Consider the following 26,194-nt stretch of genomic DNA (forward strand, 5'->3'; position numbering starts at 1 on the left):
CATTCCGGGCACCGGCGGTGTTTGCCACGCCGGGCGTCGGGTAGCCCGTCCGGCGGAAAGGAACCCGACCTGGGAGGAGGCCGGACATGCCAAGGGAAAGCGACCAGCACGGCCCGCGCAAGGATGACGCCCTCAAGAACGAGCTGCGAGGGATGATGCAGGCCAACCGGCCCACGCGGGCCGAGGAGTGGCACGACCCCGAGCCGCCCGCCGACGACGACCCCGCCGTGCGGCCGTTCGCCCCGGAGCAGCCGTTCGACCAGGAACCGCGGTGAGTGCCGCCACGCCGCTGCCCGAGGAGCGTGCGGGGGCGCCGTTGCGCGCGATCGTCACCGGCTCGGACTCGGGCATCGGCGCAGCGACGGCGGTGGCCCTCGCCGGCGGTGGCGCCGACGTGGGGATCACCTACCACCGCGACGCGGACGGCGCCGAGGACACCGCCAAGCAGGTGCGTGAGGCAGGTGCCACGGCCGTCGTCCGGCAGCTGGACCTGACCGACCTGCCCGCCGGCGCCGCGGTCATCGACGAGTTGGCCGACGAGCTGGGCGGGCTGGACGTGCTGGTCAACTGCGCGGGCACGGGCTCGTCGACCACGGTGCTGGACATGGACTTCGACGACTGGCGCGGCGTGCTGTCGGTCGACCTCGACGGCGCGTTCCTGTGCGCGCAGCGCGCTGCCAAGCACATGATCGCCGGCGGGCGCGGCGGCCGGATCATCAACATCACCAGCGTGCACGAGCACATCCCGCGCGTCGGCGCGGCGCCCTACTGCGCGGCCAAGGCCGGGCTCGGCATGTTCACCAAGGTGCTCGCGATGGAACTCGCCGAGCACGACATCACCGTGAACGCGGTCGCGCCGGGCGAGATCGCCACACCCATGACCGGCCAGCACGAGACGAACCCCAAGGACAGCGACCGCCCGGGGTTCCCGCTCGGGCGTCCGGGCCACGCCAAGGAAGTCGCCGCCGTCGTGGCGTTCCTGGCCAGCCCCGCCGCCGGTTACGTCACGGGATCGTCCTACGTGGTCGACGGTGGTCTGATGCTGATGGCCGCGCAAGCCGCCGAGCGCCTGCCCCGACGGCGCGTGGCGCACGCCCTGACGGAGCGGTAGCACGCAAACTGCTTGGGTGCGGACGGTCGGCACTCGATCGGTGGCGTCATCGTGGCGGGAGCACGCAGAACTCGTTGCCTTCGGGGTCGGCCATGACGACCCAGCGGTGGCGTTCCTCGTCGCTGACCACCGTCGCCCCGAGGGCGACCAGCCGGCGCACCTCGTCGTCCTGGTCGCCGGTGGCCGGAGCCAGGTCCAGGTGCAGGCGGTTCTTGCCCCTCTTGGCCTCTGGCACCGGCTGCAGGAGCAACGTCGCCCCGAGGCCGGTGCCGATCTCCACGTATTCGGTGCCGTCGGCGTCGGCCCAGCGGCTGACTTCGCCGGTGCCGAACACCGCGGACCAGAAGCGGCTGAGCTCGTCGGTGTCCACGCAGTCCAGGGCCACGGCGATGATCTTGCTCGGCATGCGCACCGGATACCGCCGCCGCTTGCACGGCAAACCTTGCGCCGGACTGTACGGTTTCGGGCATGTCTGAGCCGCCGTACGACCCGTACCGCCGCCAAGCACGGCCACCGCGGCAGCCCTACCAGGATCCGTACCAGCAGCCCCAGCAGGGCGGCTACCAGGACGGATACCAGGACGACCAGTACGGCTACGACGCGCCCAGACCGCCGCACGAGCAGGTCCCGAAGTACCAGCAGCCGCAGCGGCCCTACCCGCCCCAGCGTCAGCAGCCCCAGCGCCAATCACCCCAGCGGCAGCCACCGCGACCGCCCCAGCAGGCGCCCCGCCGGCCGGCGGCACCGTCCGGTGGCGGGATCAAGCTGCCCGGAATCGGGCTGCTGCTCTCCGTGCTCGGCGCGATCGTCCAGATCGTCAGCTTCACCTTGCTGCCGTGGATCGCCGCGACCGGCGGCACCGGCGGCACCGCGAAGCTCTACGACCTGTGGAAGGCGTTGTCCAACCGCGACACCGGCGGCGCGAAGACCTTCGGCGACTGGTACGTCGTGCTCTTCAGCTACCCGACGGTCATCCTCGGCATCCTGCTGGCGTTCGCCGCCGTGCTGGAATCCGTTGCCGCCAAGGTGTTGTGGGCCGCGCTGGCGCTCGCCGGGTTGGTGTTCCTGGTGGTGCGCTACGGGGTCGGGCCGCTGGCGGGGATCTTCGGCAGCAAGTCCGCCATGCACTTCAGCACCGTGGAGATCGTCGTCGCGGTGGTCGCGCTGGCCGCGATCGTCCTCATCGCGTTCACGCTCAAAACCGCGATCGCCATGTTCCGGCGGATCGCGGGCGTGATCCTGATCGTGCTGAGCGGCGTGCACCTGTGGGCCATGACGGACCTGGTCAAGGACACCAACGTCGCCGAACTGGACTTCGGGGCCTACGGGCCGTCGGTGGGCTACCTGCTCATCGGCATCGGTGCGCTGATCGGACCACGCAGGTTGCTTCCAGTCGGATAGTTGCGCAGTGAAGTACTAGCATCGAGGTCGATGAGCGTCTTCGAACCCGACCCGATGATGCTGCCGCGCGAGGTCCCGCTGGGCGGGCCGCGGGCCATGCTCGTGCGGCGCAGCCTGCCTGGGAAGCAACGCCGCACCGTCGGCGCGTGGTGCTTCTCCGATGCCTACGGCCCGACCGAGCTGGCCGCGGCGCCGGGCATGCAGGTCCCGCCGCACCCGCACATCGGGTTGCAGACGGCGACCTGGCTGGTCGACGGTCAGGTCCGCCACCGCGACAGCCTGGGCAACGACGTGCTGATCCGGCCGGGCCAGCTCAACCTCATGACCGCGGGGCACGGCATCGCCCACGCCGAGCACTCGCCCGGCCGGCACGGCCCGGTGCTGCACGGCGTCCAGCTGTGGATCGCGCTGCCCGACTCAGCCCGCGAGACGAAACCGCACTTCGAGCACCACGAGGACCTGCCGACCTTCGACGTCGACGACGCCACGACCACGGTGCTCGCCGGCTCGGTGGCCGGGCACACGTCCCCGGCACGCGTCTACACCCCGCTCGTCGGCGCCGAGTTCGCCATTCCCGCCCGCGGCACGGCGGTGGTGCCGCTGGAACCAGACTTCGAACACGCGGTGCTCTCCCTCGGCGAGCCGGTGCGAGTCGACGGCATCGAGGTGCCCACCGGCGCCCTGCGCTACCTCGATCCGGGCACGAAGTCGGTGACGCTGGGGGCCGGGGCCGCGGCCAAGGCGTTGCTGATCGGCGGCGTGCCGTTCGAGGAGCGGCTGGTCATGTGGTGGAACTTCGTGGCCCGCACGCATGACGAGATCGTCGAGGCCCGCGCGGCGTGGGAGGCCGAACGCGAGTCGCCGGGGGAGCGGTTCGGCGCCGTCGCCCACTACGACGCCGCCGAGGGCGGTGCCGCGCTGCCCGCGCCCGCCCTGCCCAACGCCCGGCTGCGTGCCCGCGGCCGGATCCACGACTAGGCACTGTCCTGCGGATCCGTGGTCGCGGTCTTCGCGCCGAGATCCACAGGACAGCGCCTAGGTCTCCTCGGCCGGCGCTATTTCGACCGGTGTGGCACCACTGGTGAGTTGCGCGTGGTGGGCGACGGCGTGGTGGAGCTGCCGCGCCAGTCGCGGGACCGCGGTGGCGGCGAGGTAGTTGTCCACCCCGGCATCGAGCATGCGGCGTAGCGGCCCCTCGTAGCTGATGCCCAGCTCGGCGTCCTCGAACTCGGCGACGATGACCCGTGCGTTCGGGAACATCGCGCGCAGGCTGCCGATCAGCTGCGGGCTGACCGGCGGTACCAGCAGCACGTCGGCCGTCGCGGGTGCCGAGTACATGTCCAGCACGATGTAGTCGGCGCCGAGCTCGTCGGACAACGACCGGCGCGCCGAAGCCGACAGCTTCATCGCGGTGGCCACGACCGTCACGCCTTCGTCGCCCAGGCGCGGGCCGGCCACCGTGGGTGGGGTCTCGATGGTGGCGATCGGCTCGCCGTCGCGGGTGATGACCAGTTCTTCGCCGGGCTCCATCGCGTCGATGAGGGCCGCGACCTCCCGGGGGAGGGCGGCCACGTCGATGCGCCGGGCGTTCAGGCGAACACCAGCGACAGCAGTTCGTCGATGAACGTGTGCACCAGCTCCATCGGCGTGTTGGACCGCCCGCCCTGGATCAGCGCGACCCGGCCGTGCACGCCGACGAACACGACGGTGGCCGCCCGGTCCGGCGGCAGCCGCAGTGCGCGACCGCTGTCCACGCACTGCTGGAAACCCTCGGCGAGCTGGCCGATGACGTCCATCATCGGGCCGACCGGCCGGGCGTCGGGTGCGGGCCGGTGCGAGCCCTTGCTCAGCATCAGCCGGTAGATGCCGGGGTTGGCCAGCGCGAACGCGCAGTAGGCACGCAGCTGGGCCCGCACGCCGCCGGTCGGGTCGTCCGGGGCGGTCTCCTCGGCGGCGGCGTTCATCAGCGTGCGCAGCCGGGCGAACTCGTGCTCCAGCAGGCCGCTGACCAGCGCGGCCCGGTCGGTGAAGTGCTGGTAGATGCTGGCGGGCGCGATCCCGACGGCACGGGCGACCCCGCGGATGGTCAGCCCGTCCTCGCCGCCGAGTTCGGAGAGCACCGTGCTGGCCGCGTCGAGGATCTCCCCCCGCAGCCGATCGCCCTCACCCCAGCGGTTGCGGGTTCGGGTGCGGGTCTCCTGCTGGTCAGGCACGGCTCCATTGTGACCCGCCGGGGCCGCGGGTATTCCTTCCGGTCGATGTCTTGATCCTTTAGGCTCCCCGGCGCAGTGAGGTTCACCCGAACGTGTGAACCGGTCCCCATTCAGAAGGAGTGGATCGTGGCGGCGAAGTTCGAGGTCTACGAGGACAAGGCCGGGAAGTTCCGGTTCCGGTTGAAGGCCGGCAACGGCGAGGTCGTGGCCCAGGGCGAGGCGTACGAGAGCAAGGCCGGCGCCGTCAAGGGGGCCGAGGCGGTCAAGCGCGCTGCCGCCGAGGCCGAGGTCCACGAGGTCTAGGCCGGATCCACCACGTCGCAACGGGTGGTCGTGCTCACTGATCGGCCACCCGTTCGGCGAACGCGTCCGGGTCGGCCATGATCGCCTGCACGGCCGCGGTCGCGGCCCCGTGCGCGGCGGCATCGGTGTCCCACGCCGAGCGCAGCACCTCGACGGGCTCGGCCACCCGCTCGCCCAGTGCGGCGAGCACCGGCTCGCGCAGCCACGGTTCCAGCACTGCGTAGGTACCGCCGAGCACCACCGCCGGCACGTCCATCACGTTGATCAGCCCGGCCAGCGCCGTGCCTAGCACGCGCCCGGCCCCGGCCACCGCGGCGACCGCCGGACCGTCCGATGTGGACAGCCGGGTGGTCAGGTCCTCGATGGACGCCACGCCGGCCGCCCGCAGGATCGCCTCCTGGCCCGCCACCGTTTCCAGGCAGCCGTCGGCCCCGCAGCGGCACCGGTCACCACCCACCGGCACCACCGACACGTGCCCGAGTTCGCCCGCGAACCCCCGCACACCGCGGAACAACGCGTTGTCCAGCACGATCCCCGCGCCGATGCCGATCTCGCCGGAGACCCGCACGAAGTCGGCCAGCCCGGTCCGCCGCCACTCGGCGACCGCGGCCAGGTCCGCCTCGTTGCCCACCTCGACGCGCTCCAGGCCGGTCCGCTCGGCCACCTCGCGCGCGATGTCGACTTCCTGCCAGCCCAGGTTGGGCGCGACGCGCAACAACCCGGTGTCCTGCTCGACGAGGCCGGGCACCGCCACTCCGATGCCGCCGACCCGCACGCCCGCGTCGGCCGCCGCCCGGGTCGCCGCCTTGATCAACCGCGCCACCGCCGTGAGCACCACCGACGGCTTGCGGTTGCGGTTGTCCCCGGCGGTGATCCGCTGGAACCGCACGGCGCCCGCGAGGTCCACCAGCTGGCAGGCCAGGTAGTCCACGCCGATCTCGACGCCGAGACCGTGCGGGCCTAGCGGTGACAACGCCAGCCCGCTGGCCCGCCGTCCCGGCCCGGCGCGGCGCATCGGCTCGCCCTCGGCGACGATCCGCGCCGCCACCAGCCGGTCCACGACCGTCGAGACCGTGGCCTTCGCCAAACCCGTGCGTGCGGCCAGGGCGGCCCGCGAGACGCCGGGCGTCGCCGCGATCTCGCCGAGCACCAGGGCGGCGTTGAGCCGCCGCACGGTGTGCTGGCCTGCCGGTTCGACGGACATGCGGGCGAGTCTATTGACCAGCCCAGCTCCCGTCATTACGTTCAGGCACTGAACTAATAAGTGGAGGCGCGCCGTGACTCAAGACCATTTCAGCTTCGGGCTCTGGACTGTCGGCTGGCAGGCCGTGGACCCGTTCGGCACGGCGACCCGCCCGCCGATGGACCCGGTGCACGCCGTGCACCGCCTCGCCGAACTGGGCGCGTGGGGGGTGAGCTTCCACGACGACGACCTGATCCCGTTCGGCAGCGACGACACCGCTCGCGACAAGCACATCGAGCGGTTCCGCAAGGCCCTCGCCGAGACCGGCCTTGTGGTGCCGATGGCGACCACGAACCTGTTCACCCATCCCGTTTTCAAGGACGGCGGGCTGACCAGCAACGACCGCTCGGTGCGGCGGTTCGCGCTGCGCAAGGTCATGCGCAACATGGACCTCGCGGCGTCGCTGGGCGCGAGGACCTACGTCATGTGGGGCGGGCGCGAGGGCTCGGAGACCGACGCGGCCAAGGACGTCAAGGCCGCGCTCGACCGCTACCGCGAGGGCGTCGACCTGCTCGCCCAGTACATCGTGGACTCGGGCTACGACCTGCGGATCGCGTTGGAGCCCAAGCCCAACGAGCCGCGCGGTGACATCCTGCTGCCCACCATCGGGCACGCGCTCGGGTTCATCGCCGAACTCGAGCACCGCGACCTCGTCGGGCTGAACCCCGAGGTCGGGCACGAGCAGATGGCCGGGCTGAACTTCGTGCACGGCATCGGGCAGGCGCTGTGGTCGGGCAAGCTCTTCCACATCGACCTCAACGGCCAGCGCGGCCCGCGCTACGACCAGGACCTGATCTTCGGCCACGGGGACCTGCTGTCGGCGTTCTTCCTGGTCGACCTGCTGGAGAACGGCGGCTACGACGGCCCGCGGCACTTCGACTACAAGCCGCTGCGCACCGAGGACGAGGACGGCGTGTGGGCCAGCGCCGCGGCGAACATGCGCACGTACCGGATCCTGCGTGAGCGGGCGGCGGCGTTCCGGGCCGACCCGGAGGTCCAGGAAGCGTTGCGCGTGGCCCGCCTCGACGAACTGGCCAAGCCGACGCTGGGCGACGGCGAGACCCTCGCCGACCTCAAGCAGGACCGCACGGCCTTCGAAGAGTTCGACCCGGACAAGGCCGCCGAGCGCGGCGCCGGGTTCGTCGTGTTGTCCCAGCTGGCCCTGGAGCACCTGCTGGGCAGCCGGGGATGAGCACGCTCGTCGCCGGGATCGACTCGTCGACCCAGTCCTGCAAGCTGGTGGTGCGCGACGCGCACAGCGGCGTCGTGGTGCGTTCGGCGACCCGGCCCCACCCGGACGGCACGGAGGTCGACCCCGAGGCCTGGTGGTCGGCGATGACCGCGGTGATCGCCGACGTCGGCGGGCTCGACGACGTCGCCGCGCTGTCGATCGCCGCGCAGCAGCACGGCATGGTGTGCCTGGACGAGTCCGGCGCCGTCGTGCGGGATGCGTTGCTGTGGAACGACACCCGCTCGGCGGGGGCCGCGGCGGAACTGGTCGTCGAGGACGGGCCGGCCGCGTGGGTGCGGGCGGTGGGCAGCGTGCCGGTGGCGTCGTTCACCGTGACCAAGCTGCGCTGGCTGGCCAACCACGAACCGCGCAACGCCGCGCGCACCGCGGCCGTCGCCCTGCCGCACGACTGGCTGACCTGGCGGTTGGCCGGTGGCCGCTCGATTGACCAGCTGACCACCGATCGCAGCGACGCCAGCGGGACCGGCTACTTCTCCGCGGCCGAGGGCGAGTACCGGCGCGACCTGTTCGTGCGCGCGCTCGGCCACGACGCCGTGCTGCCCACCGTCCTCGCCCCGCACGAGCCGGCCGGGAAGACCGGCAAGACGGTGCTCGGGCCTGGTGCGGGCGACAACGCCGCGGCCGCGCTCGGCGTCGGTGCGCAGCCGGACGACGTCGTGGTGTCGATCGGCACCTCCGGCACGGCCTTCGCGGTGGCGGCACGGCCCACGGCCGACGCGTCGGGGTCGGTGGCCGGGTTCGCGGACGCGACCGGGCGGTTCCTGCCGCTGGTGTGCACGCTGAACGCGGCCCGGGTGTTCGACGCGACCGCGGCGATGCTCGGCGTGTCGCACGAGCGGTTCAGCGAACTCGCCCTGAGCGCGCCGTCCGGCTGCGACGGCCTGGTGCTGGTGCCGTACCTCGACGGCGAACGCACGCCCGACCTGCCCAAGGCGACCGGCGCGTTGCACGGCATGACGATGCGCACCGCGAGCCCCGCGCACCTGGCGCGGGCCGCGGTGGAAGGTGTGTTGTGCGGGCTCGCCGACGCGGTCGACGCGATCCTGGCCCACGGCGCGCGGTGCCGGCGGGTGCTGCTGATCGGCGGGGGCGCGCGGTCCGCGGCCGTGCGGGCCATCGCACCGACGGTGTTCGGTCGCCCGGTCGTGGTGCCCGAACCCGACGAGTACGTCGCGGGTGGCGCGGCGCGACAGGCGGCGTGGGTGCAGCTCGGCGGGGACGAGCCACCGCGGTGGGCCGGCGCGGGATCCACCGTGCACGAGGCCGACCCGGTGCCCGCGGTGCGTGAGCGGTACGCGCTGGCACGGCAACGGTTGCTGGACCGCCGCTGACGGCTGCCGATAGCATCCGCGCCAACTGGGGGAGGCGCCATGGCGGTCGTCGCACCGCGTGAAGACACGCAGCAAGCGGCATTGCCGAGCTTCGCGGCAAAGCCGGTCCTTGCCGTCGTGGTGGTCCAGGCCGCGGTGCTGACGGCGCTGTCGGGCCGGTACGGCTGGCACCGCGACGAGTTCTACTACCTGGCCGCGGGCAAGCGCCTCGCGTGGGGTTACGTCGACCAGCCGCCGATCACGCCGGTGCTCGCGCGGCTGTTCACCGAGGTCTTCGGCGACACGGTCGTCGGCCTGCGGGTGTCGGCGACTCTGCTCGGCGTCGCGACCGTGCTGGTCACGGCGTTGATCGCGCGTGAGTGCGGTGGCGGTCGCACCGCGCAGTGGCTGACCGCCGCGGCGACGGCGTTGTCGACCTACGTGCTCGTGTCCACCCACATGCTCTCCACCACCACAGTGGACACTCTGGTGTGGACGACGCTGGCGTTGTTCGCGTTGCGGTTGCTGCGCACAGGCGACACCCGCTGGTGGCTGGCCATCGGCGCCGTGGTCGGCGTCGGCATGGCCAACAAGTGGCTCGTCCCGCTGTTCCTGCTCGCGCTGGCCATCGGCGTGCTGGCGTTCGGGCCGCGCTCGGTGTTGCGCTCCTGGTGGCTGGCCGCGGGTGTGGTGCTCGCGCTGGCCTTGCTCACGCCGGTGCTGATCTGGCAGGCCCGGCACGACTTCCCGCTGCTCACGGTGGCCGGCGGGATCAGCGCCGACGACGGCGTCGAGAACCGCGTCATGTTCGTGCCGATGGAATTGGTGTACTCGCTGCCGGTGCTGGTCCCGGTGTGGTTCAACGGGATGCTGCGCACGTGGCGTGAGCTGCGCTGGGCCCGTGCGGTGGCGATGAGCTACCCGGTCGTGTGCGTGGTCCTGCTGATCAGCGGCGGCAAGCCGTACTACGCGGCGTCGTTGCTGCTGGTGCTGACGGCGATCGGCGCGGAGCCGTTCGTGCGCTGGCTGCGGTCGGCGAGCCGCACCTGGCGGGCGATCACCGCGGTCGGCGCGGCGATCTCACTGGTCGTGTCGTGCGTGGTCGGGTTGCCCCTGCTGCCCGAGCGCGCGGCCGGTCCGGCGCTCGCGCTCAACGCGGAGGTCGGCGAGCAGATGGGTTGGCCGACGTTCGTGGACACCGTCGCCGCGGTGTGGCGGCAGATCCCGGAAGCCGACCGCGGCCGCGCGGTGATCCTCACCGCCAACTACGGCGAGGCCGGCGCCATCGAGTACTACGGTCCCGAGCGCGGCCTGCCGCAGCCCTACAGCGGCCACATGTCCTACGCGGACTGGGGACCGCCGCCGGACACCAGCAACGGACCGGTGCTGCTGATCGGCGTCGGGGTGCCGAGCCAGTTCGTCGGCTGCCGCGAGGTGACCGCGAACGACAACGGCCTGGGCATCGACAACGACGAGCAAGGCATGCCGATCAGGTTGTGCACGGGCACGACCGCGCCCTGGTCGCAGATCTGGCCGGGGCTGCGCCGGTTCTACTGAGCCGGTTCTACCGAGTGGGGAAGAACGCGAGGAGGCGGCGCGCGGTCTCCTCGGGGTGCACCTCCGGGAAGAAGTGCCCACCGGCCACCGCTTCCCCCTCGACCGAGTCGCACCACGCACGCCAGATCCCGATCGGGCCGCCGTCGTCGGCGTACCAGGTGTCCAGGCCGCTTCCCTTGCTCCACAACACCAGCACCGGACAGACGATGCGCCTGCCCGCGGCCAGGTCGGCCTCGTCGTGCTCGCGGTCGACCCCGGCGCCGGCCCGGTACTCCTCGCAGATGCCCGCCGGGTTGGCCCGCAACTGCTCGGCGTAGGCGGCGCGCACGTCGTCGGGGAACACCGAGGCGGGCGAACCCCACTGCGACAAGGCATCCGCCACGACGGCGTCGGCCGCGCCGGCCAACATCGCCTCGGGTAGCGGCGCGGGCTGGGCCAGCAGCGACCACGGCCAGAACGACAACGCCAGGCGGGCATCCGCCCGCTGCCAGGCCGCGGCGGCGGGCACGACATCGAGCACCGCGAGCGCCCGGACCCGGTCCGGCAGGTCCAGCGCCATCCGGTAGGCGACCCGGGCACCGCGGTCGTGCCCGGCCACCGCGAACTCGCTGAACCCGAGCCCGGCCATCAGGTCGGCGAGCTCGGCCGCCATCGCGCGCTTGGACGAGCGGCCCGGCGCGACGGTGCTCTCGCCGTAGCCGGGCAGGTCCGCCGTGACCACCGTGTGGTGATCGGCCAGCACCGGCACGAGCTCACGCCACATCAGCCGGGTCTCCGGGAAACCGTGCAGCAACAACACGGGCGGGCCGGTGCCGGTGACGTCGTACCCGATGCTCATGCCCGGCTCGCCTGCTGGGCCCGCGCCGCGCGGCGCAGTTCGTCCTGGCCCTCCAGCACGAGGCGGCGCAACCAGGCCGGCGGGTCCGCCTCGGCGAGGTAGCGCTCGGTGTGGGCCAGGGTGTCCTCGTGGTCGGTGGTGTTCGGGTAGGCGCCCGCGGCGAAGGTCTGGGTCAGCTCGGTGGGCCAGATGTCCACGACGGAGGCCAGGGTGCGGAAGTACGGTTCGGTGAATGGCGTGCGCAGCGGTGCGTGGGCCGGTTCGGTGAAGCCTTCGAGCGCCGACCGCAGCTCCGCGTTGGTCAGCTCACCGGACGCCATCCGTTGCCACGCCTGGGTTTTCGCCTCGGGCGTGCCGATCGCCGCGTGCGCGGCCACGGCGCTGCGCCCACCCGAGGCGGTGGCGTCACGGGTCAGCTCGGCCTCGATGTCCGCCGCCCCGGCGCGGCCGTGCACGGCCAGGCGCCGCAGCAGCGACCAGCGCAGCGCGGCGTCGACCACGAGCCCGTCGGGCACGTCGGTGCCGTCGAGGATGGCGGCCAGCTGGTCCAGGTGCTGCGGGGCCTGGGCGGCCGCCGCCAGCGCCTGGGCGTACGCGAGTTGCGTGTCACTGCCCGCCGGCGCGGCCGCGAGCAGCGCGGACAATCCGCTGCCCAGTTCCTTCGCGGCTTCCTCGCGTTCGGCGGGGGAGGTGTACTCCTGCACCGCCGTGCACGCCTGCGCCAGCAGGGTCCGGACGATCAGCAGGCTGGACACGGACTCGACGCCGGCAAGCACCAGCGCCGCGTAGTCCCGGGCGGGCAGTTCGCCGTCTCGGGTCAGGTCCCACGCGATCATCCAGCACACGGCCTGCGCCACCGGATCGGTGAACCGTGCGATGCCCGCGCGCATGGCACGCAACGACTCCGGGTCCAGCCGGATCTTCGCGTAGGTCAGGTCGTCGTCGTTGAGCAGGACCAGTGCCGGACGCTGGGCACCGATCAGCTCCGCCACCTCAGTGCGCGGCCCGGCGACGTCCAGCTCCACGCGGCGCACCCTGGACATGGACTCGTCGTAGAGGCCGATCGCGATGCGGTGCGTCCGTAACGTCGGGTGGTCCTCAGGCGCGGTCTGCACGACGGCGAACGAACTGAACCGCCCGGCGTCGTCGACCGCGAACTCCGCCCGCAGGGTGTTGGGCCCGGACGTGCGCAGCCACTGGTCCGACCACGACCGCAGGTCCCGGCCGGTCTCCTCGGCCAGCGCGGTGAGCAGGTCGTCGAGGGTCGTGTTGCCCCACGCGTGCTTGGCGAAGTAGCGGCGCAGCCCGGCGAGGAACTCCTCGAGTCCGATCGCGGCGACCAGCTGCTTGAGCACCGAAGCGCCCTTGCTGTAGGTGATCGCGTCGAAGTTGACCTCCATCGACCGGATGTCCGGGATGTCCGCGGCGATCGGGTGCGTGGTGGGCAGCTGGTCCTGGCGGGCGGCCCGCGCCTTGGACGCGTGGGCGAAGTCGGCCCACGCACCGGTCCACCGGGTGCAGGAGGTCTGCGCGAGGCCGGCCGCGTAGGTGGCGAAGGACTCGTTGAGCCACAGGTCGTCCCACCACCGCATGGTCACCAGGTCGCCGAACCACATGTGCGCCATCTCGTGCAGGATCGTGCTGGCCCGGCGCTGGTGATCGGCGTCGGTGACCCGCGACCGGAAGACGTACTCGTCCTTGAACGTCACGCAGCCCGGGTTCTCCATCGCGCCCAGGTTGAACTCCGGCACGAAGGGCTGGTCGTACTTGCCGAAGGGGTAGTCGCTGCCGAAGGCCTGCTGGAAGAAGTCGAAGCCGCGCTTGGTGACGTCGAAGATCTCCTCGGCGTCGAGGTGCTCGGCCAGCGAGGCCCGGCAGAACACGCCCAGCGGGATGACCTGACCGTCCTTGCCGCGGTACTCGTCGAGGGCGGCGTGGTAGTGCCCGGCCACGGCAGCGGTGAGGTAGGTGGAGATCGGCGGTGTCGGCGGGAAGTGCCAGCGCCGGGCGTCGCCGACCGGCACGCAGGAATCCTCTGCGCTGTTGGAGACCACGATCCAGTCGGCGGGCGCGGTGACGGTGAACTCGAAGGGGGACTTGAGGTCGGGCTGGTCGAAGCAGGCGAACACGCGGTGCGCGTCGGCGGTGGCCATCTGGGTGTGGAGGTAGACCTTGCCGTCCTCCGGGTCGACGAACCGGTGCAGCCCTTGGCCGGTGCGCGAGTACGCGCAGTCGGCGACGACCCGCAGCTCGTTCTCGGCCGCTAGCCCGGACAGCGCAAAGCGCCCGCGCGCTTGGTCGTACGCACCCGGGTCGAGGGTGACGCCGTTCAGCGTCACCTCGTGCACCACCGCGCCGGCCAGATCGACGAACGTGCCGGTTCCCGGCTCGGTGCAACGGAACCGCAACTCCGTGGTGCTGGCGAACCTGGTCGGGCCAGTAGTGAGGTCGAGGGTGACCGACACGGTGTCCACGGTGATCGATCGGCTGCGTGCTCGCGCCTCGTCGCGCGTCAGGTTGCCTGCCACCCGGCACACCCTACGGAAGGCCGATGTGGGAAATCTCCACTTGCTCAGGATCTGCCGCCGCGTGTTCGATCGGTGAACATGCAGCAGATCGTGGACACCGAGCGGTATCCGCTCGACGACCCCGGCGGCCCGTTGTGGCGCCAGGTGGTCGATGCCGCTCGCCAGGACCTCGCCGGTGACGGGTGCACGGTCCTGCGGGACTTCGTCCGCCCCGAGCTCGTCGAGGCGTTGCGTGCCCAGGGCGGCCAGATCGCGCCACAGGCCTACTACGACGTCGAGACCGTCAACGTCTACAACACCGAGCCCGACGACAGCCTCCCCGCCGACCACCCGGCCCGGCTGACCATGGAGCGCGGCAACGCCTTCGTGCCGCGCGACCGGATCGGCACCGACCTGATCATCCACCAGCTCTACACGAGCGCGCCGTTCCGCCGGTTCGTCGGGCACTGCTTCAGGCTGCCCGAGGTGCACGAGCTCGCGGACCCGCTCGCCGGGCTCACGCTCAACGTCGTCACGCCCGGGCGCTCGCACCCGTGGCACTTCGACACCAACGAGTTCGCGGTCAGCATGCTCACCCAGGCACCGGACGACGGCGGCGTCTTCGAGTACTGCCCGAACATCCGCTCGGCCGGCGCGGAGAACTTCGACGAAGTGCGCGCGGTGCTCGACGGCCGCGGCGAGCACCTGGTGCGGCGGCTTCGGCTGCGACCGGGCGACCTGCAACTCTTCCGTGGCCGGTATGCCCTCCACCGGGTCACCACCGTGCTCGGGGATACTCCTCGGCACTCGGCGATCTTCGCGTTCAGCGAGCGGCCCGGCGTGATCGGCAGCGTGGCCCGCACCCGGCAGCTGTTCGGCCGGGTCACCCCGGCCCACGAAGAGGCCGCACGACGGGTGCGGGTCGACGAGCTGTTGGACTGACTTTCGAAAGGGTGAGCGTGAGCACGTTCGCAGGAGAAGACCTGCTGCCCAAGGTGCCGTTGCCGAGCCTCGAGGAGAGCTGCGCGCGGTTCCTGGAGTGGTGCACCCCGCTGCTGGACGCGGACGAGCTGGCCGCGACCGAGGCGGCCGTGCGGGACTTCCTCGCCGAGGGCAGCCCGGCCCACGAACTGCAGGCGGCGCTCGCGGCCTACAACGACACCCCGGGCGTGCGGAGCTGGCTCGACACGTTCTGGCCCTACCGCTACCTGGGCCGCCGGGACCGGATCGCGCTCAACGCCAACTTCTTCTTCTTGTTCCAGGACGCCGAGGCCGACCAGGTCACGCGCGCGGCCGGGCTGATCGCGTCGGCGCTGAACTACAAGCGGCAGCTGGACGAGGAGTCGATCCCGGCCGTCGAGCTGCGTGGCGTGCCGCAGTCGATGCTGCAGCACAAGTACCTGTTCTCCGCGACCCGCATCCCGGGCGCCGAGATCGACACCGCCCGCACGCCCTACACCGAGAAGTGGCCGGGCCCGTCGCGGGAACGCCACATCGCGGTGCTGCACCGCGGCCGCATCTTCCGCCTCGACGTCCTCGGCCCCGAGGGCAAGCCGCACACGCTGCCCGAGCTCGCGGACGCACTGCGCGCGATCATCGCGACCGAGGGCGAGGGCAGTGGCGTCGGCCGGCTCACCACGAAGGCGCGTGCCGAGTGGGCGGCCAGCCGGGACGCCTTGCTGCTCACCAACGGCGCCAACGAGGGTGCTCTCGACACCGTGGAGCGTGCCCTGTTCTGCGTGTGCCTGGAGGACGAACCCGCCGCCGACGTCCAGCAGGCCTGCGACCGGATGCTGCACGGCGACAGCGCGAACCGCTGGTTCGACAAGGCGGTGTCGTTGATCGTGTTCCCGGACGGGCGCGCGGGCATCAACGTCGAGCACTGCCTGCTGGACGGCACGACCATCCTCGCGTTCGTGGACGCGCTGCTGGAGACCCCCGCCGAGCAGCAGTCCGCCGCGTCGGGTGCGGTCGCGCAAGGCACGCCGTCCTTCGCGCCGGTGGACTTCGTACTCGACGACGAGCTGGTGAAGGACATCGAGGCCGCCGGCACCGCGTTCACCCAGTACGCCGAGGACAACGCGACGATGATCGTCTCCTTCGACGACTTCGGCGCGAACACGGCGAAGGGCCTGAAGGTGTCGCCGGACGCGTTCGTGCAACTGGCGTACCAGCTCGCGCACCGGCGGGCCAAGGGCATCACGGGCGCGACGTACGAGTCGATCGCGACCCGGCAGTACCAGAACGGCCGCACCGAGGCGATGCGCGTGGTGACGCCGGAGGTCGTGGCCTTCGTCGACGCGATGACCTCCGATGCGTCCGCCGACGAACGCAAGGCCGCTTTCCTTGCCGCGGCGGCGAAGCACGTCGCGCGGGCCAAGGAGTGCCAGATCGGTGCCGCGCCGGAGCAGCACCTGTGGGAGCTGCAGCTGATCGCGCGGCGCCGGGGTTCGCAGGAGCCCGCGCTGTACTCCTCGCCCGGCTGGACGATCATGCGCGACGACTACCTGAGCACGAGTTCGGCGCCGTCGCAGCACATCCAGTACTTCGGGTTCGGCTCGACCAGCGCGAAGTGCATCGGGGTGGCGTACGTGCTGCTGCCGGAGCGGTTCCACCTGTACCTGGCCACGCCCCGCTCGGTGGCCGACCAGATGACGGAGTTCGCCGAGCAGCTGCGGGTCGCGGTCGCCCAGTTGCGGGAGCTGCTGTCGTAGCGCCTTCGTTGCGCCTGCCCTCGGTCGACGTGCACGCGTCGTTCGTGGAAGCGATGGCGGAGTTCCTCGCCGAGTGCGGCGGCGACCCCGAGCGCACCACGATGGTCGGCAACGAGCTGGTCGACGACCGGTGGCGGACACCTGAGGGGTTCGCCGACTACGTCGCGTCGGTGCGGGCCGATGCGGTGCGGCCACGGCAGGCCGGGTGGATGACGCAAACGACCTGGTGGTGGTGCGCGGGCTCGACCTACCTCGGCCGCATCGACCTGCGGCACGGGCTGACCGAAGCACTGCGGACCGAGGGCGGCCACATCGGCTACGACGTGCGGCCCTCGGCTCGCTGCCGGGGTGACGCGACCGCGATGGTGGCGGCGGTGCTGCCGCATGCGCGCGCGATGGGCATCGATGCGGTGCTGCTCACCTGCAACGCCGGCAACCTGGCCTCGCGCCGGGTGATCGAGGCCAACGGCGGCGAACTGGAGGCCGAGCGCGGCAACCGGTGCCGCTACTGGATCACGCTGAAATCCAGGTGTGGGTGAGCCGGGCGCCTGCTGTACTCGGTCGCATGCCGCGCCTGCGCCTGCCTTCCCTCGACAGCCACGCCTCCTTCGTCGCCGCCATGGCGGAGTTCCTCGCCGAGGGCCGCGGCGCGCCCGACGACGACACCATGGTCGGTGCCGAGCTGCGCGACGGGCGGTGGCGCAGCGCCGAGGGCTTCGCGGAGTTCGTCGCGATGCTGCACGAGGACGAGGTGCGGCCACCGCGGGCGGGCTGGGTGACGTGCACGACCTGGTGGTGGTGCGAGGGCTCGACCTACCTCGGCCGGATCGCGTTGCGGCACGAGCTGACCGAGCAGCTGCGCACCGTCGGCGGGCACATCGGCTACGACGTCCGGCCGAGCGCCCGCAGGCAAGGCCACGCGACGGCGATGCTGGCGGCGGTGCTGCCGCACGCACGCGAGCGGGGCATCGACGAACTGCTGTTGACGTGCGACCCGGACAACGTCGGCTCACAGCGGGTCATCGAAGCCAACGGCGGTGTGTTCGAGGGCGAGCGCGAAGGCAAGTTCCGCTACTGGATCAGCGTCGCCGGGTGAAGCCGGGCCTGCTGCCTAATCCGGGAGCATGGGCATCTCGATGCCCGGGTCCTGGCCGAGCAGCCCGGCCCGGGTGATCGACGCGCCGCCGAACTTGTCGCGGACGGCGTCCAGGGTGGTATCGAGCACGGGCGGCGACATGTCGTCGAAGGGCAGCACGAGTTGCAGGGGTTCGGCGTTGTCCAGGTTCGACAACGACGCGCCGATCAGCGTGATGCCCCGCTCGGCGATCATCGGCAGTGCCGCGGCCAGCAGCAGGCGTGCCACCGGCAGGATCATCGCCGTACCGGCCGTCGGGGCGGGCATGGTGTGCGAGCGGGTGGCCCGGGTGAAGTCGTGGAAGCGCAGCCGCAGCGTCACCGTGCGGCACACGCGGTTGGCGCCGCGCAGGCGGCGGGCCAGCTTGTCGATCAGCCCGGTCAGGATGTCGTCCAGTTCGGCCGGCTGGCGGGGTCGGCTGCCCAGCGCGCGCTGCGCTCCCATCGACCGGCGTCGCCTGCCTACCTGGACCGGGCGCGGGTCGCGGTTGTGCGCGAGCGCGAACAGGTGCCGGCCCACACCGCGGCCCAGCACCGAGACCAGGTAGGACTCGCCGAGTTCGGCCACCTGCCGCACGGTGGTGATCCCGCGTTCGCGCAGTTTCTCCTCGGTGACCTTGCCGACGCCCCACAGGTGCCCGACCGGCAACGGGTGCAGGAACTCCAGTTCACCGTCGTGCGGCACGACCAGCAGGCCGTCGGGTTTGGCGACCCGGCTGGCCACCTTCGCGAGGAACTTGGTGCGCGCCACGCCGACGGTGATGGGCAACCCGACCTCGCGTGCGACCTGCGCCCGCAGCCGCGCCGCGATCGTCGACGGCGATCCGGCGATCTTCGCCAGGCCGCCCACGTCGAGGAACGCCTCGTCGATGGACAAGCCTTCGACCAACGGCGTGGTCTGCTCGAACACCTTGAAGACGGCCTTGCTCGCTTCGCTGTACGCCTTCATCCGCGGCGGCACGACGATCGCGCCCGGGCACAGCCGCAGCGCCTGCCGCCCGCCCATGGCCGTGCGCACGCCACAGGCCTTGGCCTCGTAGCTCGCCGCGAGGACCACACCGCCGCCGACGATCACCGGGCGGGAGCGCAGGGTGGGGTCGTCACGCTGCTCGACCGACGCGTAGAACGAGTCGAGGTCGGCGTGCAGGATCGGACCCTCCGCGTACACGAACACATGTTCGCATACCGGGGTGACAAAAGAGGGCTCAGCGAGCGGCGCGTTCGGCCTTCGCGAGCAGGGTCGCGGCCGCGGTCGCGTATGCGGTGGCACGCTCGGTCGAGGCGAGCAGTTCGGCGGCCTCGGCCATCTTCGGATCGATCGGTTCGGGCTGAGCGGAGTCGGCGGCGTCGGCGGATCTGGCCCGCGGCAACTCATGCCGTGTCGTGCCTGCCGGTGCGTTCATGTAGGTGACGCTACCAATGGGCACGGACAACACCTATCCGCGGCGTGTCGGAACGATCATGTTCATCAGGAAGAGTGAGCCGCCTGGCCCGCCGGTCCCCGGCAACTGGCCTAGTGCACCTTGCCCCGGGAGGCGCCGGCGGGCCCGCGCATCCGGTGGCTGCATCGATACTTCAGTGCACGACCTCGAATTCCCACGCGCCGGCCGGCTGGGCGTGCAGGCGCCAGTAGTGCTCGGCGATGTCGTCGGGGTCGTAGTCGGTGCCGGGCGCGACCGCGCCGCGGACGGTGACGGTCGCGACGTGCACGCCGGACGGCCCGAACTGCTCAGCCACCAAGCGAAGCAGGGTCCGCACGGCGGCCTTGCCGATCGAGAGGCTCACGTAGCCGGGCACCGGCGCGGGCATCCCGCCGGTGACGATGATCGTGCCGTGCCCGCGCTCGGCCATCCACGGCGCGACGTGCGCGGCCGCGGTGTGCGCGCCGACGACGTTGACCGCGTAGGCGTCCAGGTGGCCTCGGGCGGTCAGGTCACCGACACCGTCGGCCTGGATGACCGCCGCGTTGTAGACCAGCACGTCCGGCGGGCCGAGTTCGGCGGCGGCCTTGTCGAGCGCGGCCCGCAGCCCGGCCTCGTCCGTGCTGTCCGCGACGAGTTCCACCACCGGCACGGCGAACTCCCGCAGCGTGGCCGCCGTGTCCCGCACGGTCCGCGCGCGTCGCGCGATCACCGCGACCGGCAACCCCTCGCGGGCGAAGCGCGCGGCCACCGCCCGCCCGATCCCTGGTCCCGCCCCGACGACCACAGCCCCGGACATCCCTGCTCCGTTCCCGCTACGTTCACCGCATGAGCGGCCCGATCTACCTCGACAACAACGCGACGACGCCGGTCGATGCCCGGGTGGCCGAAGCGATCTTGCCGTTCCTGACCGGACACTTCGGCAACCCGTCGAGCACCCACGCCTACGGCGAACCGGCCCGCACCGCCGTGGCCCGGGCTCGCGAGCAGGTCGCCGCGCTGCTCGGCTGCGGCGACGACGAGGTCGTGTTCACCTCGGGCGGCTCGGAAAGCGACGTCCTCGCCATCCGCGGCGCGGCGCTCGGCCGGGGCGATGGCCGTCGGCAGGTGATCACGCAGGCGACCGAACACCCGGCGGTGCTCGCCGCGTGCGACGCCCTGCGCCGCCTGCACGGTTTCGAGATCACCGTGCTGCCCGTGGACGAGCACGGTCTGGTCGACCCGACCGAGGCGGAGGCGGCCATCTCCGACCGCACGGCGCTGGTCACGATCATGCACGCGAACAACGAGACCGGGACCATCCAGCCCATCCGCCGCCTCGCCGCGCTGGCCCACGCCCGTGGCGCGCTGTTCCACACCGACGCCGCGCAGAGCATCGGCAAGATCGTCGTGGACGTCGCTGACCTCGACGTCGACCTGCTGACCGTCGCCGGGCACAAGGCCTACGCACCCAAAGGGGTCGGCGCGCTCTACGTGCGCTCGGGAGTCACGCTCGAACCGCTCGTGCACGGCGGCGGGCAGGAACGCGGCCTGCGTGGCGGCACGGAGAACGTGGCGCTGATCGCCGGACTCGGCGAAGCGGCGCGGTTGTGCGCGGCGGCCCTGCCGAGGGAAACCGAGCGGCTGCGCGCCCTGCGGGACCGGCTCTGGACACGGCTGAGCGAGGCCGTTCCCGCGGAGCTCAACGGTCACCCCATCGAGCGACTGCCCAACACCCTCAACGTCAGCTTGACGGGCACGGTCGGCGCCGACGTCCTCGCCGGCGCCCCCGAGGTCGCCGCGGCCACCGGGTCGGCGTGCCACGAAGGCGTGGACGAGCCTTCACCTGTGCTGGCCGCGATGGGGTTGCCGGTCGAGCGGGCGAAGGCGGCGCTGCGGCTGACCGTGGGCCGGACCACCACGGCGGCCGACGTGGACGCGGCCGCCGTGGCGTTGCTCAGGTCCGCTACTCGGTGAGCGCGACGACGGCGTCGGGCTCGACGACCCGGAAGGTGAAGCTCTCCTCGAGGTAGAGGTGCGCGGTGTCGGCGTCGCAGTGGCTGTAGCCCACGGAGATGTCCTGGCCCAGGTGCAGCTGGAAGTGCCCCTCGTCGAGGCTCACCACGAGCGCGCCGGTCAGCCCGGGGGAGCGCACGACCTTGCCGCCGCCGAGGATGCGGCGCAGGTGGTCGAGCACCAGCAGCCCGCCGTGCTCGGTGCTCTCCACGATCCGCTCGTACCCGGCGGGCCCGATGGCCAGCGCGTACGGGCCACCGATGCCCGCGTTGCGCAGCGTGTCGACGGCCTTGGCCGCCACCTGCGGGTACTCCGTCGGGTCCGCGCCCAGCGGCAGGCCCCGGTGGGTGGAGCTGTCGACGAGGCCGGTGATGTCGGCCCCCGCCCACCCGTGGAAGACCGCGCGGTTCTCCAGCAGCGCCAGCTCACGGGCGGCCCGGCCGAGGTCGTCGAGGTCGAGGTCGTCCGCGCCGCGCTCGGCGTTCTCCAGCTCGACCCGGGACACCGTGAACGGCACCCGGACCTCGGCCAGCGCCAGCACGTGCCGCAACCGCAGCCGCACGCCCTCACCGGTCTCACCCGCGGTGGTCTGGTCGAGCGGGCGCACCCGGCCGAGGTTCACCGACGAGAAGTCCCAGCCGTGCGGACCGGAGACGTCCACGAGCCGGCGGGCAGCGAGGTTGGGCGCGAGCCGGGACCGGGCCTCGTCGTCGATCTGCTCCCAGGCCGCCCCGGTGATCGGGGCGAGCTCGCGCATCAGGTGGTTCATGCTCACGCCCACCCCCTCGCTGACGCTCCGGGCCGGCGTGAGCCGGCTCGCTGTGTCCATGGTTCGCTCGCAAGCTCGCTCACTGCTGCTCCTTCAGGCTGCCGATGCCCAGTGACGGGTCCGGGCCACGCTCGGGCGCCACGCCGGCCTCTGCTTCGACTTCGTCGACGTACTCTTGCGGATCCTTGTCCGACACGTCGAGATCACGCGCCCCTTCGTGGTCCCGCTTGAACGCCAGGAACCGCTCGCCCAGCTCGTCACGCAGGCCGGGGTCGGCGTGCCTGCGGAAGTCCGCGAGCCCGTCGTCCTCCTCCTCGGCCATGTGCTCGCTGTTGGCGACCCTGGTCTTGCGCACGGCGGCGTGCCACGCGGTGCTGCCCACCGGGTGCAGCGCCGCCTCGTGCACGCCATCGCGGATGTCGTTGTGATCGCCGATGGCATCGAGCGTCTCGGCCTCGGCGTCATCACCGCGGCGGATCAGCGCCGGGTAGAAGATCTCTTCCTCGGCCACGGCGTGGACGTCGAGCAACGCGGCGAGCGGCGCCCAGATCCGGGCCAGCTCGGCGGGATCGGTCGTGTCGTCCATCGCGGCGAACTGGCGCCGGAACCACTCGTGGTCGTCGAGGATGAGCTTGGTGATGTCCGGCATGGCACGAACGCTAAGGCCTCGCCCGGCCCGGCGCAGCCGCGGGGCCGACCGGTCCTACAGCGGCGGCACGATGCCCGGGAAGTGCCCGACGCTCTCGCACTCCGGGCACTGCCTGCCGTTGTCGACGGTGCGCGCCACCCCGCCCACCACGGCGAACTTGGGGTCGGCGACCATCCCGGCGCCCCCGCACAGGTGACAGACGGTGTGGATCTCCTCGGGCACCTCGACCTCGGTCTCGTCGTCGTCGAGGCCACCCAGCTCGTCGAGTTCGTCGCGTTCCGGGTCGGTGCTGTCGTCGTTGTCGCGGTCGTCGGGCACGAACCGAGCCTAACGCCCGGCCCGAGACGAAACCCCCGGGCGCACGTCGCGGCCGGGCCGTAGGGTCGTGATCATGGCCTGCCGCATTTCCGAGCTGGTGCTCGACTGCCGGGACCCGCAGCGGCTCGCGGAGTTCTGGTGCGAGGTGCTGGGGTTCGTCGTGCTCGGCACCGAGGACGACGGCTCGATCGAGATCGGGCCGCCCGAAGGGGCCGGCGGCCTGCAGCCGACGCTGGTCCTGAGCCCGACGGCCGACCCCAAGGCAGGCAAGCTGCCGCTGCACATCGACGTCAACGCCACCGACCGCGACCAGGAGGCCGAACTGAGGCGGCTGCTGGCGCTCGGGGCGCGCCCGGCCGACGTCGGCCAGACCGGCGAGGAGTCCTGGCACTGCCTCGCCGACCCAGAAGGCAACGAGTTCTGCCTGCTGCGCACCCGCCTGGACTAGGCGCTGTCCTGTGGATCTCGGCGCGAAGACCGCGACCACGGATCCGCAGGACAGTGCCTAGCGGCCCAGGTGGCGGAACCCCGGGTGAACGCCTGGGCGCAGTCCCTGCGCGGCCGCGACCTTGGCCAGCAGCTCCGTCAACGTCACGCGTTCCCGCTCGCTCAGCGGGGCCAGCAGCCGGTCGTTGTGCTCGGCGCCCAGCACACGCAGCTGCTCGCGGACCTGCTCGCCGGTCGGCGTCAGCCGCAGCGCGTGCGAGCGCCGGTCACTGGGGTGGCGCTCGCGGCGGACCAGGCCGCGGTCCTCGAGGTCGTCGACGAAGGCGACCACCCGGCTCGGCAGGATGTCCAGCCGCTGCGCGAGGGCCTGCTGGCTGGTGCCGGGGTCGTCCGCGATCGCCCGCAGCACGCCGACGTGCGGGCCGGTGAGGTCCAGTTCAGCGGCGCGGGCGAGGAACTGCGAGCTGGCGTGCGCGCCGAGCTGGGACAGCAGGAACGCGGCCGTCTCCATGACCCGAGATGCTAACCGTGCGCACACAGCGCCCGGCTACGCTGCTGACGTGATCGCCCCCACCGAAGCGGACGCCGAACCGGCGGACGTTCCCGCGCCACGCAGGCGAGACCGGCTGCGCCCGATGCTGGTCCCGGCACTGCTCTCGGTGCTCGGTGGCGTGCTGGCCTACCTGGCCGAACCGCCACGCACCGTCTGGTGGCTCGCGCCGATCGGCCTGGCGTTGCTCGGCTGGGTGTTGCGCGGGCGGCGCGCGAAGGCCGGGTTCGGCTACGGCTTCCTGTTCGGGCTCGGCTACCTGGTGCCGCTGCTGGCGTGGACCGGTGTGTTCGTCGGACCGGTGGCGTGGCTGCCGCTCTCCGCGGTGTGTGCGTTGTTGCTGGCCCTGGCGTGCGCGGCGATCTCGGTGGTGAGCAAGCTGCCGGCGTGGCCGCTGTGGGCGGCGTTGCTGTGGGTGGCGGGGGAGACGTTCCGCGCGGTGTTCCCGTTCGGCGGGTTCCCGTGGCCGAAGCTGGCGTTCGGGCAGCCCGAGGGGATCTACCTGCCGCTGGCCGCGGTCGGCGGCACGCCGTTGATCGCGTTCGCGGTGACGCTGACCGGGTTCGGGCTGGCCGCGTTCGTGCGCGGTCTCGCCGACGGTGAACGGACCGTGGGCATGCTGGTGGCCCGGGCGCTGGCCGTGATGATCCCGGTCGCCGCCGCGTTCGCCTCGGCGCCGCTGGTCGGCACCGACGCCCAGGCCGGCACGGTGACCGTGGCCGCGGTGCAGGGCAACGTGCCGCGCGCGGGTCTCGACTTCAACGCCCAGCGCCGGGCCGTGCTGGACAACCACGTGCGCCGCACCGAGCAGCTGGCCGCGGACGTGAAGGCCGGGCGGGTGCCCAAGCCCGACATCGTGATCTGGCCGGAGAACTCCTCCGACATCGACCCGCTGCGCAACCCCGACGCCTACAGCGAGATCAACCAGGCCGCGATCGACGTCGGCGCGCCCATCGCGGTCGGGGCCGTGCTGGTCGGTGACGACGGCAACCCGCGCAACACGGTGCTGCTGTGGGAGCCGGGCAAGGGCCCGGTCGACCGGTACACCAAGCGCCAGCTGCAGCCCTTCGGCGAGACGATGCCGATGCGCTCGTTCTTCCGCCTGTTCACCTCGGCGGTGGACCGGGCGGGCAACTTCGTGGCCGGCGACAAGCCCGTGGTGTTCACCATGGGCAACGCCCGGGTGGCGTTGGACACGTGTTACGAGGTGGCCTTCGACGGCGTGGTGCGCGATTCCATCGCGGGCTCGACCATCCTCGCCGTGCCCACGAACAACGCCACCTTCGGCCGCACGGAGATGACATACCAGCAGCTCGCGATGGACCGCGTGCGTGCGGTCGAGCACGGGCGCGCCGTGGTCGTCGCGGCCACCAGCGGCGTGTCCGCGTTGGTGCGCCCGGACGGTTCGGTGATCGAGCAGACGGAGCTGTTCACCCCGGCAGCGCTGGTCGAGCGGCTGCCGCTACGGACGGCGACTACGCTGTCGGATCGACTCGGTGCGACGCCGGAGTGGGTGATGGATGCCGCCGGGCTCCTCGCGCTCGCCGCCGCGGTCGCGTTGGGGCGCCGCAGGAGCGCCTCACCGCAGGAGTGAACGATCCCCTTGGTCGGGGGCCGGCGCGGGCAGGCGCCGGTGAGGAGGAGAGACCTACGCATGGCAGAGCAGCCGAGCACCGCAGTGGAACCGGTGCTGGTGGTGATCCCGACGTACAACGAGCGGGAGAACCTGGGACCGATCACACGGCGTTTGCGCGACGCACTGCCGAAGGCGCATGTGCTCGTGGTGGACGACGGCAGCCCCGACGGCACGGGTGAGCTGGCCGACGAGCTGGCCGCGAAGGACGAGCTGGTGCACGTCATGCACCGCACGTCGAAGGCCGGCCTGGGCGCGGCCTACGTCGCCGGCTTCGACTGGGCGCTGGAACGCGACTACGCGGTGATCGTGGAGATGGACGCCGACGGCTCGCACGCCCCGGAGGACCTGCCGCGGATGCTGGCGGCGCTCGAGGACGCCGATCTCGTGATCGGCTCGCGCTACGTGCCTGGCGGGCACACGGTGAACTGGCCGGCCAGTCGCAAGCTCATCTCCTGGGGCGGGAACTTCTACTCGCGGATGGCGCTGGGCGCGAAGGTCAAGGACATCACGGCCGGGTTCCGGGCCTACCGGCGGCAGGTCCTGGAGAAGATCAACCTCGGGAACGTGGCTTCGGCCGGGTACTGCTTCCAGATCGACCTGGCCTGGCGGACGATCGAGGCCGGGTTCACCGTGGTCGAGGTGCCGATCACGTTCACCGAGCGGCAGGTCGGCGACTCGAAGATGAGCGGGTCGATCGTGCGCGAGGCGCTGCTGCGAGTGACGAAGTGGGGGTTGCGGCGGCGGGGGACTCAGCTGCGCAACCTCGTTCGTCGCTGACGCTTCTGGCCACCATCCCAACCTTCGGCGCCTGGCCAGTTCAGGGCCC

At 72.0% G+C, this 26,194-nt stretch carries 29 protein-coding genes; 16 read left to right on the plus strand and 13 right to left on the minus strand.

From position 1 onward, the window contains the following. Window positions 1-86 precede the first annotated feature (86 nt). Both EV186_RS35190 and EV186_RS35195 read left to right on the plus strand, forming a co-directional pair. Window positions 87-275 (plus strand): hypothetical protein, encoded by a 189-nt coding sequence (locus tag EV186_RS35190; RefSeq protein WP_133853858.1) that lies wholly within the window; start codon window positions 87-89, stop codon window positions 273-275. Next, window positions 272-1,111: an SDR family oxidoreductase gene (locus EV186_RS35195; protein WP_133853859.1), complete on the plus strand. Its 840-nt coding sequence runs from the start codon at window positions 272-274 to the stop codon at window positions 1,109-1,111. Before EV186_RS35190 ends, EV186_RS35195 begins: the two co-directional genes overlap by 4 nt. 46 nt (window positions 1,112-1,157) lie before the next feature. Here EV186_RS35195 and EV186_RS35200 read toward each other — a convergent pair whose 3' ends face one another. Then, on the minus strand, window positions 1,158-1,517 hold the full coding sequence (locus EV186_RS35200; protein WP_133853860.1) for a VOC family protein: 360 nt from the start codon (window positions 1,515-1,517) through the stop codon (window positions 1,158-1,160). 62 nt (window positions 1,518-1,579) lie between these two features. Here EV186_RS35200 and EV186_RS35205 point away from each other — a divergent pair, with 62 nt between their 5' ends. Together EV186_RS35205 and EV186_RS35210 are read left to right on the plus strand one after the other, a co-directional pair. Next, window positions 1,580-2,512, plus strand: coding sequence for a hypothetical protein (locus tag EV186_RS35205; RefSeq protein ID WP_133853861.1), 933 nt, complete (start codon window positions 1,580-1,582; stop codon window positions 2,510-2,512). 30 nt (window positions 2,513-2,542) lie between these two features. Next, a complete protein-coding gene (locus EV186_RS35210) occupies window positions 2,543-3,490 on the plus strand; it encodes a pirin family protein (RefSeq protein ID WP_133853862.1) in 948 nt (315 codons plus the stop codon). Between the two features lie 57 nt (window positions 3,491-3,547). On the opposite strand, the gene EV186_RS35215 is transcribed toward EV186_RS35210, so the two are convergent. Then, the gene (locus EV186_RS35215) at window positions 3,548-4,084 is read right to left on the minus strand and encodes a hypothetical protein (RefSeq protein WP_243754477.1); all 537 of its coding nucleotides are present in this window, start codon (window positions 4,082-4,084) and stop codon (window positions 3,548-3,550) included. 17 nt (window positions 4,085-4,101) lie between these two features. After that, window positions 4,102-4,725, minus strand: a complete 624-nt coding sequence (locus EV186_RS35220; RefSeq protein ID WP_243754478.1) for a TetR/AcrR family transcriptional regulator — start codon at window positions 4,723-4,725, stop codon at window positions 4,102-4,104. Between the two features lie 126 nt (window positions 4,726-4,851). Here EV186_RS35220 and EV186_RS35225 point away from each other — a divergent pair, with 126 nt between their 5' ends. Then, a complete protein-coding gene (locus EV186_RS35225) occupies window positions 4,852-5,028 on the plus strand; it encodes a YegP family protein (RefSeq protein WP_133853863.1) in 177 nt (58 codons plus the stop codon). 34 nt (window positions 5,029-5,062) lie between these two features. On the opposite strand, the gene EV186_RS35230 is transcribed toward EV186_RS35225, so the two are convergent. Beyond that, entirely contained in the window at window positions 5,063-6,232 is a 1,170-nt protein-coding gene (locus EV186_RS35230; protein ID WP_133853864.1) for an ROK family transcriptional regulator, read from the minus strand. A 73-nt stretch (window positions 6,233-6,305) separates the two neighbouring features. On the opposite strand from EV186_RS35230, the gene xylA reads away from it, so the two are divergent. The 3 genes from xylA to EV186_RS35245 are packed head-to-tail and all read left to right on the plus strand — an operon-like array spanning window position 6,306 to window position 10,390. Then, the gene (xylA, locus tag EV186_RS35235; protein WP_133853865.1) at window positions 6,306-7,463 is read left to right on the plus strand and encodes a xylose isomerase; all 1,158 of its coding nucleotides are present in this window, start codon (window positions 6,306-6,308) and stop codon (window positions 7,461-7,463) included. After that, a complete protein-coding gene (gene xylB, locus EV186_RS35240) occupies window positions 7,460-8,854 on the plus strand; it encodes a xylulokinase (RefSeq protein ID WP_133853866.1) in 1,395 nt (464 codons plus the stop codon). The genes xylA and xylB overlap by 4 nt, the downstream gene beginning before the upstream one ends. Window positions 8,855-8,893: 39 nt before the next feature. After that, on the plus strand, window positions 8,894-10,390 hold the full coding sequence (locus tag EV186_RS35245; protein WP_133853867.1) for an ArnT family glycosyltransferase: 1,497 nt from the start codon (window positions 8,894-8,896) through the stop codon (window positions 10,388-10,390). Between the two features lie 7 nt (window positions 10,391-10,397). Here EV186_RS35245 and EV186_RS35250 read toward each other — a convergent pair whose 3' ends face one another. Further along, window positions 10,398-11,228, minus strand: a complete 831-nt coding sequence (locus EV186_RS35250) for an alpha/beta fold hydrolase (protein ID WP_133853868.1) — start codon at window positions 11,226-11,228, stop codon at window positions 10,398-10,400. After that, window positions 11,225-13,756, minus strand: a complete 2,532-nt coding sequence (pepN, locus tag EV186_RS35255) for an aminopeptidase N (RefSeq protein WP_133853869.1) — start codon at window positions 13,754-13,756, stop codon at window positions 11,225-11,227. Before pepN ends, EV186_RS35250 begins: the two co-directional genes overlap by 4 nt. Before the next feature lie 78 nt (window positions 13,757-13,834). Here pepN and EV186_RS35260 point away from each other — a divergent pair, with 78 nt between their 5' ends. The 4 genes from EV186_RS35260 to EV186_RS35275 are packed head-to-tail and all read left to right on the plus strand — an operon-like array spanning window position 13,835 to window position 17,545. After that, on the plus strand, window positions 13,835-14,677 hold the full coding sequence (locus tag EV186_RS35260; protein ID WP_133853870.1) for a HalD/BesD family halogenase: 843 nt from the start codon (window positions 13,835-13,837) through the stop codon (window positions 14,675-14,677). Window positions 14,678-14,688: 11 nt separating this feature from the next. After that, complete coding sequence (locus tag EV186_RS35265) at window positions 14,689-16,449, plus strand: choline/carnitine O-acyltransferase (protein WP_133853871.1); 1,761 nt, start codon at window positions 14,689-14,691, stop codon at window positions 16,447-16,449. Between the two features lie 29 nt (window positions 16,450-16,478). Continuing rightward, window positions 16,479-16,988 (plus strand): GNAT family N-acetyltransferase, encoded by a 510-nt coding sequence (locus tag EV186_RS35270; RefSeq protein WP_208115944.1) that lies wholly within the window; start codon window positions 16,479-16,481, stop codon window positions 16,986-16,988. A gap of 26 nt (window positions 16,989-17,014) precedes the next feature. Next, window positions 17,015-17,545, plus strand: coding sequence for a GNAT family N-acetyltransferase (locus EV186_RS35275; protein ID WP_133853872.1), 531 nt, complete (start codon window positions 17,015-17,017; stop codon window positions 17,543-17,545). 15 nt (window positions 17,546-17,560) lie between these two features. On the opposite strand, the gene dinB is transcribed toward EV186_RS35275, so the two are convergent. From dinB to EV186_RS35290, 3 genes are all read right to left on the minus strand, one after another. Continuing rightward, window positions 17,561-18,751, minus strand: coding sequence for a DNA polymerase IV (gene dinB / locus EV186_RS35280; RefSeq protein WP_133853873.1), 1,191 nt, complete (start codon window positions 18,749-18,751; stop codon window positions 17,561-17,563). A gap of 37 nt (window positions 18,752-18,788) precedes the next feature. Further along, window positions 18,789-18,986 (minus strand): hypothetical protein, encoded by a 198-nt coding sequence (locus tag EV186_RS35285; protein WP_133853874.1) that lies wholly within the window; start codon window positions 18,984-18,986, stop codon window positions 18,789-18,791. Between the two features lie 172 nt (window positions 18,987-19,158). Then, window positions 19,159-19,803, minus strand: a complete 645-nt coding sequence (locus EV186_RS35290) for an SDR family NAD(P)-dependent oxidoreductase (RefSeq protein ID WP_133853875.1) — start codon at window positions 19,801-19,803, stop codon at window positions 19,159-19,161. Between the two features lie 29 nt (window positions 19,804-19,832). Here EV186_RS35290 and EV186_RS35295 point away from each other — a divergent pair, with 29 nt between their 5' ends. Continuing rightward, window positions 19,833-20,960: a cysteine desulfurase family protein gene (locus EV186_RS35295; protein ID WP_133853876.1), complete on the plus strand. Its 1,128-nt coding sequence runs from the start codon at window positions 19,833-19,835 to the stop codon at window positions 20,958-20,960. Here the strand turns inward: EV186_RS35295 and EV186_RS35300 are convergent. From EV186_RS35300 to EV186_RS35310, 3 genes are all read right to left on the minus strand, one after another. Continuing rightward, complete coding sequence (locus EV186_RS35300; RefSeq protein ID WP_133853986.1) at window positions 20,950-21,768, minus strand: family 1 encapsulin nanocompartment shell protein; 819 nt, start codon at window positions 21,766-21,768, stop codon at window positions 20,950-20,952. The two genes, EV186_RS35295 and EV186_RS35300, sit on opposite strands and share 11 nt — an antisense overlap. 79 nt (window positions 21,769-21,847) lie before the next feature. Further along, window positions 21,848-22,417 carry a hemerythrin domain-containing protein gene (locus EV186_RS35305; protein WP_133853877.1) on the minus strand — a complete coding sequence of 190 codons (570 nt, stop codon included), beginning with the start codon at window positions 22,415-22,417 and terminating at the stop codon, window positions 21,848-21,850. A 54-nt stretch (window positions 22,418-22,471) separates the two neighbouring features. Further along, window positions 22,472-22,735 carry a hypothetical protein gene (locus EV186_RS35310; RefSeq protein WP_243754480.1) on the minus strand — a complete coding sequence of 88 codons (264 nt, stop codon included), beginning with the start codon at window positions 22,733-22,735 and terminating at the stop codon, window positions 22,472-22,474. Window positions 22,736-22,808: 73 nt separating this feature from the next. Here EV186_RS35310 and EV186_RS35315 point away from each other — a divergent pair, with 73 nt between their 5' ends. Continuing rightward, window positions 22,809-23,183: a VOC family protein gene (locus EV186_RS35315; RefSeq protein WP_133853878.1), complete on the plus strand. Its 375-nt coding sequence runs from the start codon at window positions 22,809-22,811 to the stop codon at window positions 23,181-23,183. A 57-nt stretch (window positions 23,184-23,240) separates the two neighbouring features. On the opposite strand, the gene EV186_RS35320 is transcribed toward EV186_RS35315, so the two are convergent. Next, window positions 23,241-23,693, minus strand: a complete 453-nt coding sequence (locus tag EV186_RS35320) for a MarR family winged helix-turn-helix transcriptional regulator (protein WP_133853879.1) — start codon at window positions 23,691-23,693, stop codon at window positions 23,241-23,243. Between the two features lie 49 nt (window positions 23,694-23,742). On the opposite strand from EV186_RS35320, the gene lnt reads away from it, so the two are divergent. Then, on the plus strand, window positions 23,743-25,326 hold the full coding sequence (gene lnt / locus EV186_RS35325) for an apolipoprotein N-acyltransferase (protein ID WP_243754481.1): 1,584 nt from the start codon (window positions 23,743-23,745) through the stop codon (window positions 25,324-25,326). A gap of 60 nt (window positions 25,327-25,386) precedes the next feature. Next, complete coding sequence (locus EV186_RS35330) at window positions 25,387-26,145, plus strand: polyprenol monophosphomannose synthase (protein ID WP_133853880.1); 759 nt, start codon at window positions 25,387-25,389, stop codon at window positions 26,143-26,145. Window positions 26,146-26,194: the final 49 nt, after the last annotated feature.

The organism is Labedaea rhizosphaerae (assembly GCF_004362825.1).
GTDB classification, from domain to species: Bacteria; Actinomycetota; Actinomycetes; order Mycobacteriales; family Pseudonocardiaceae; genus Labedaea; species Labedaea rhizosphaerae.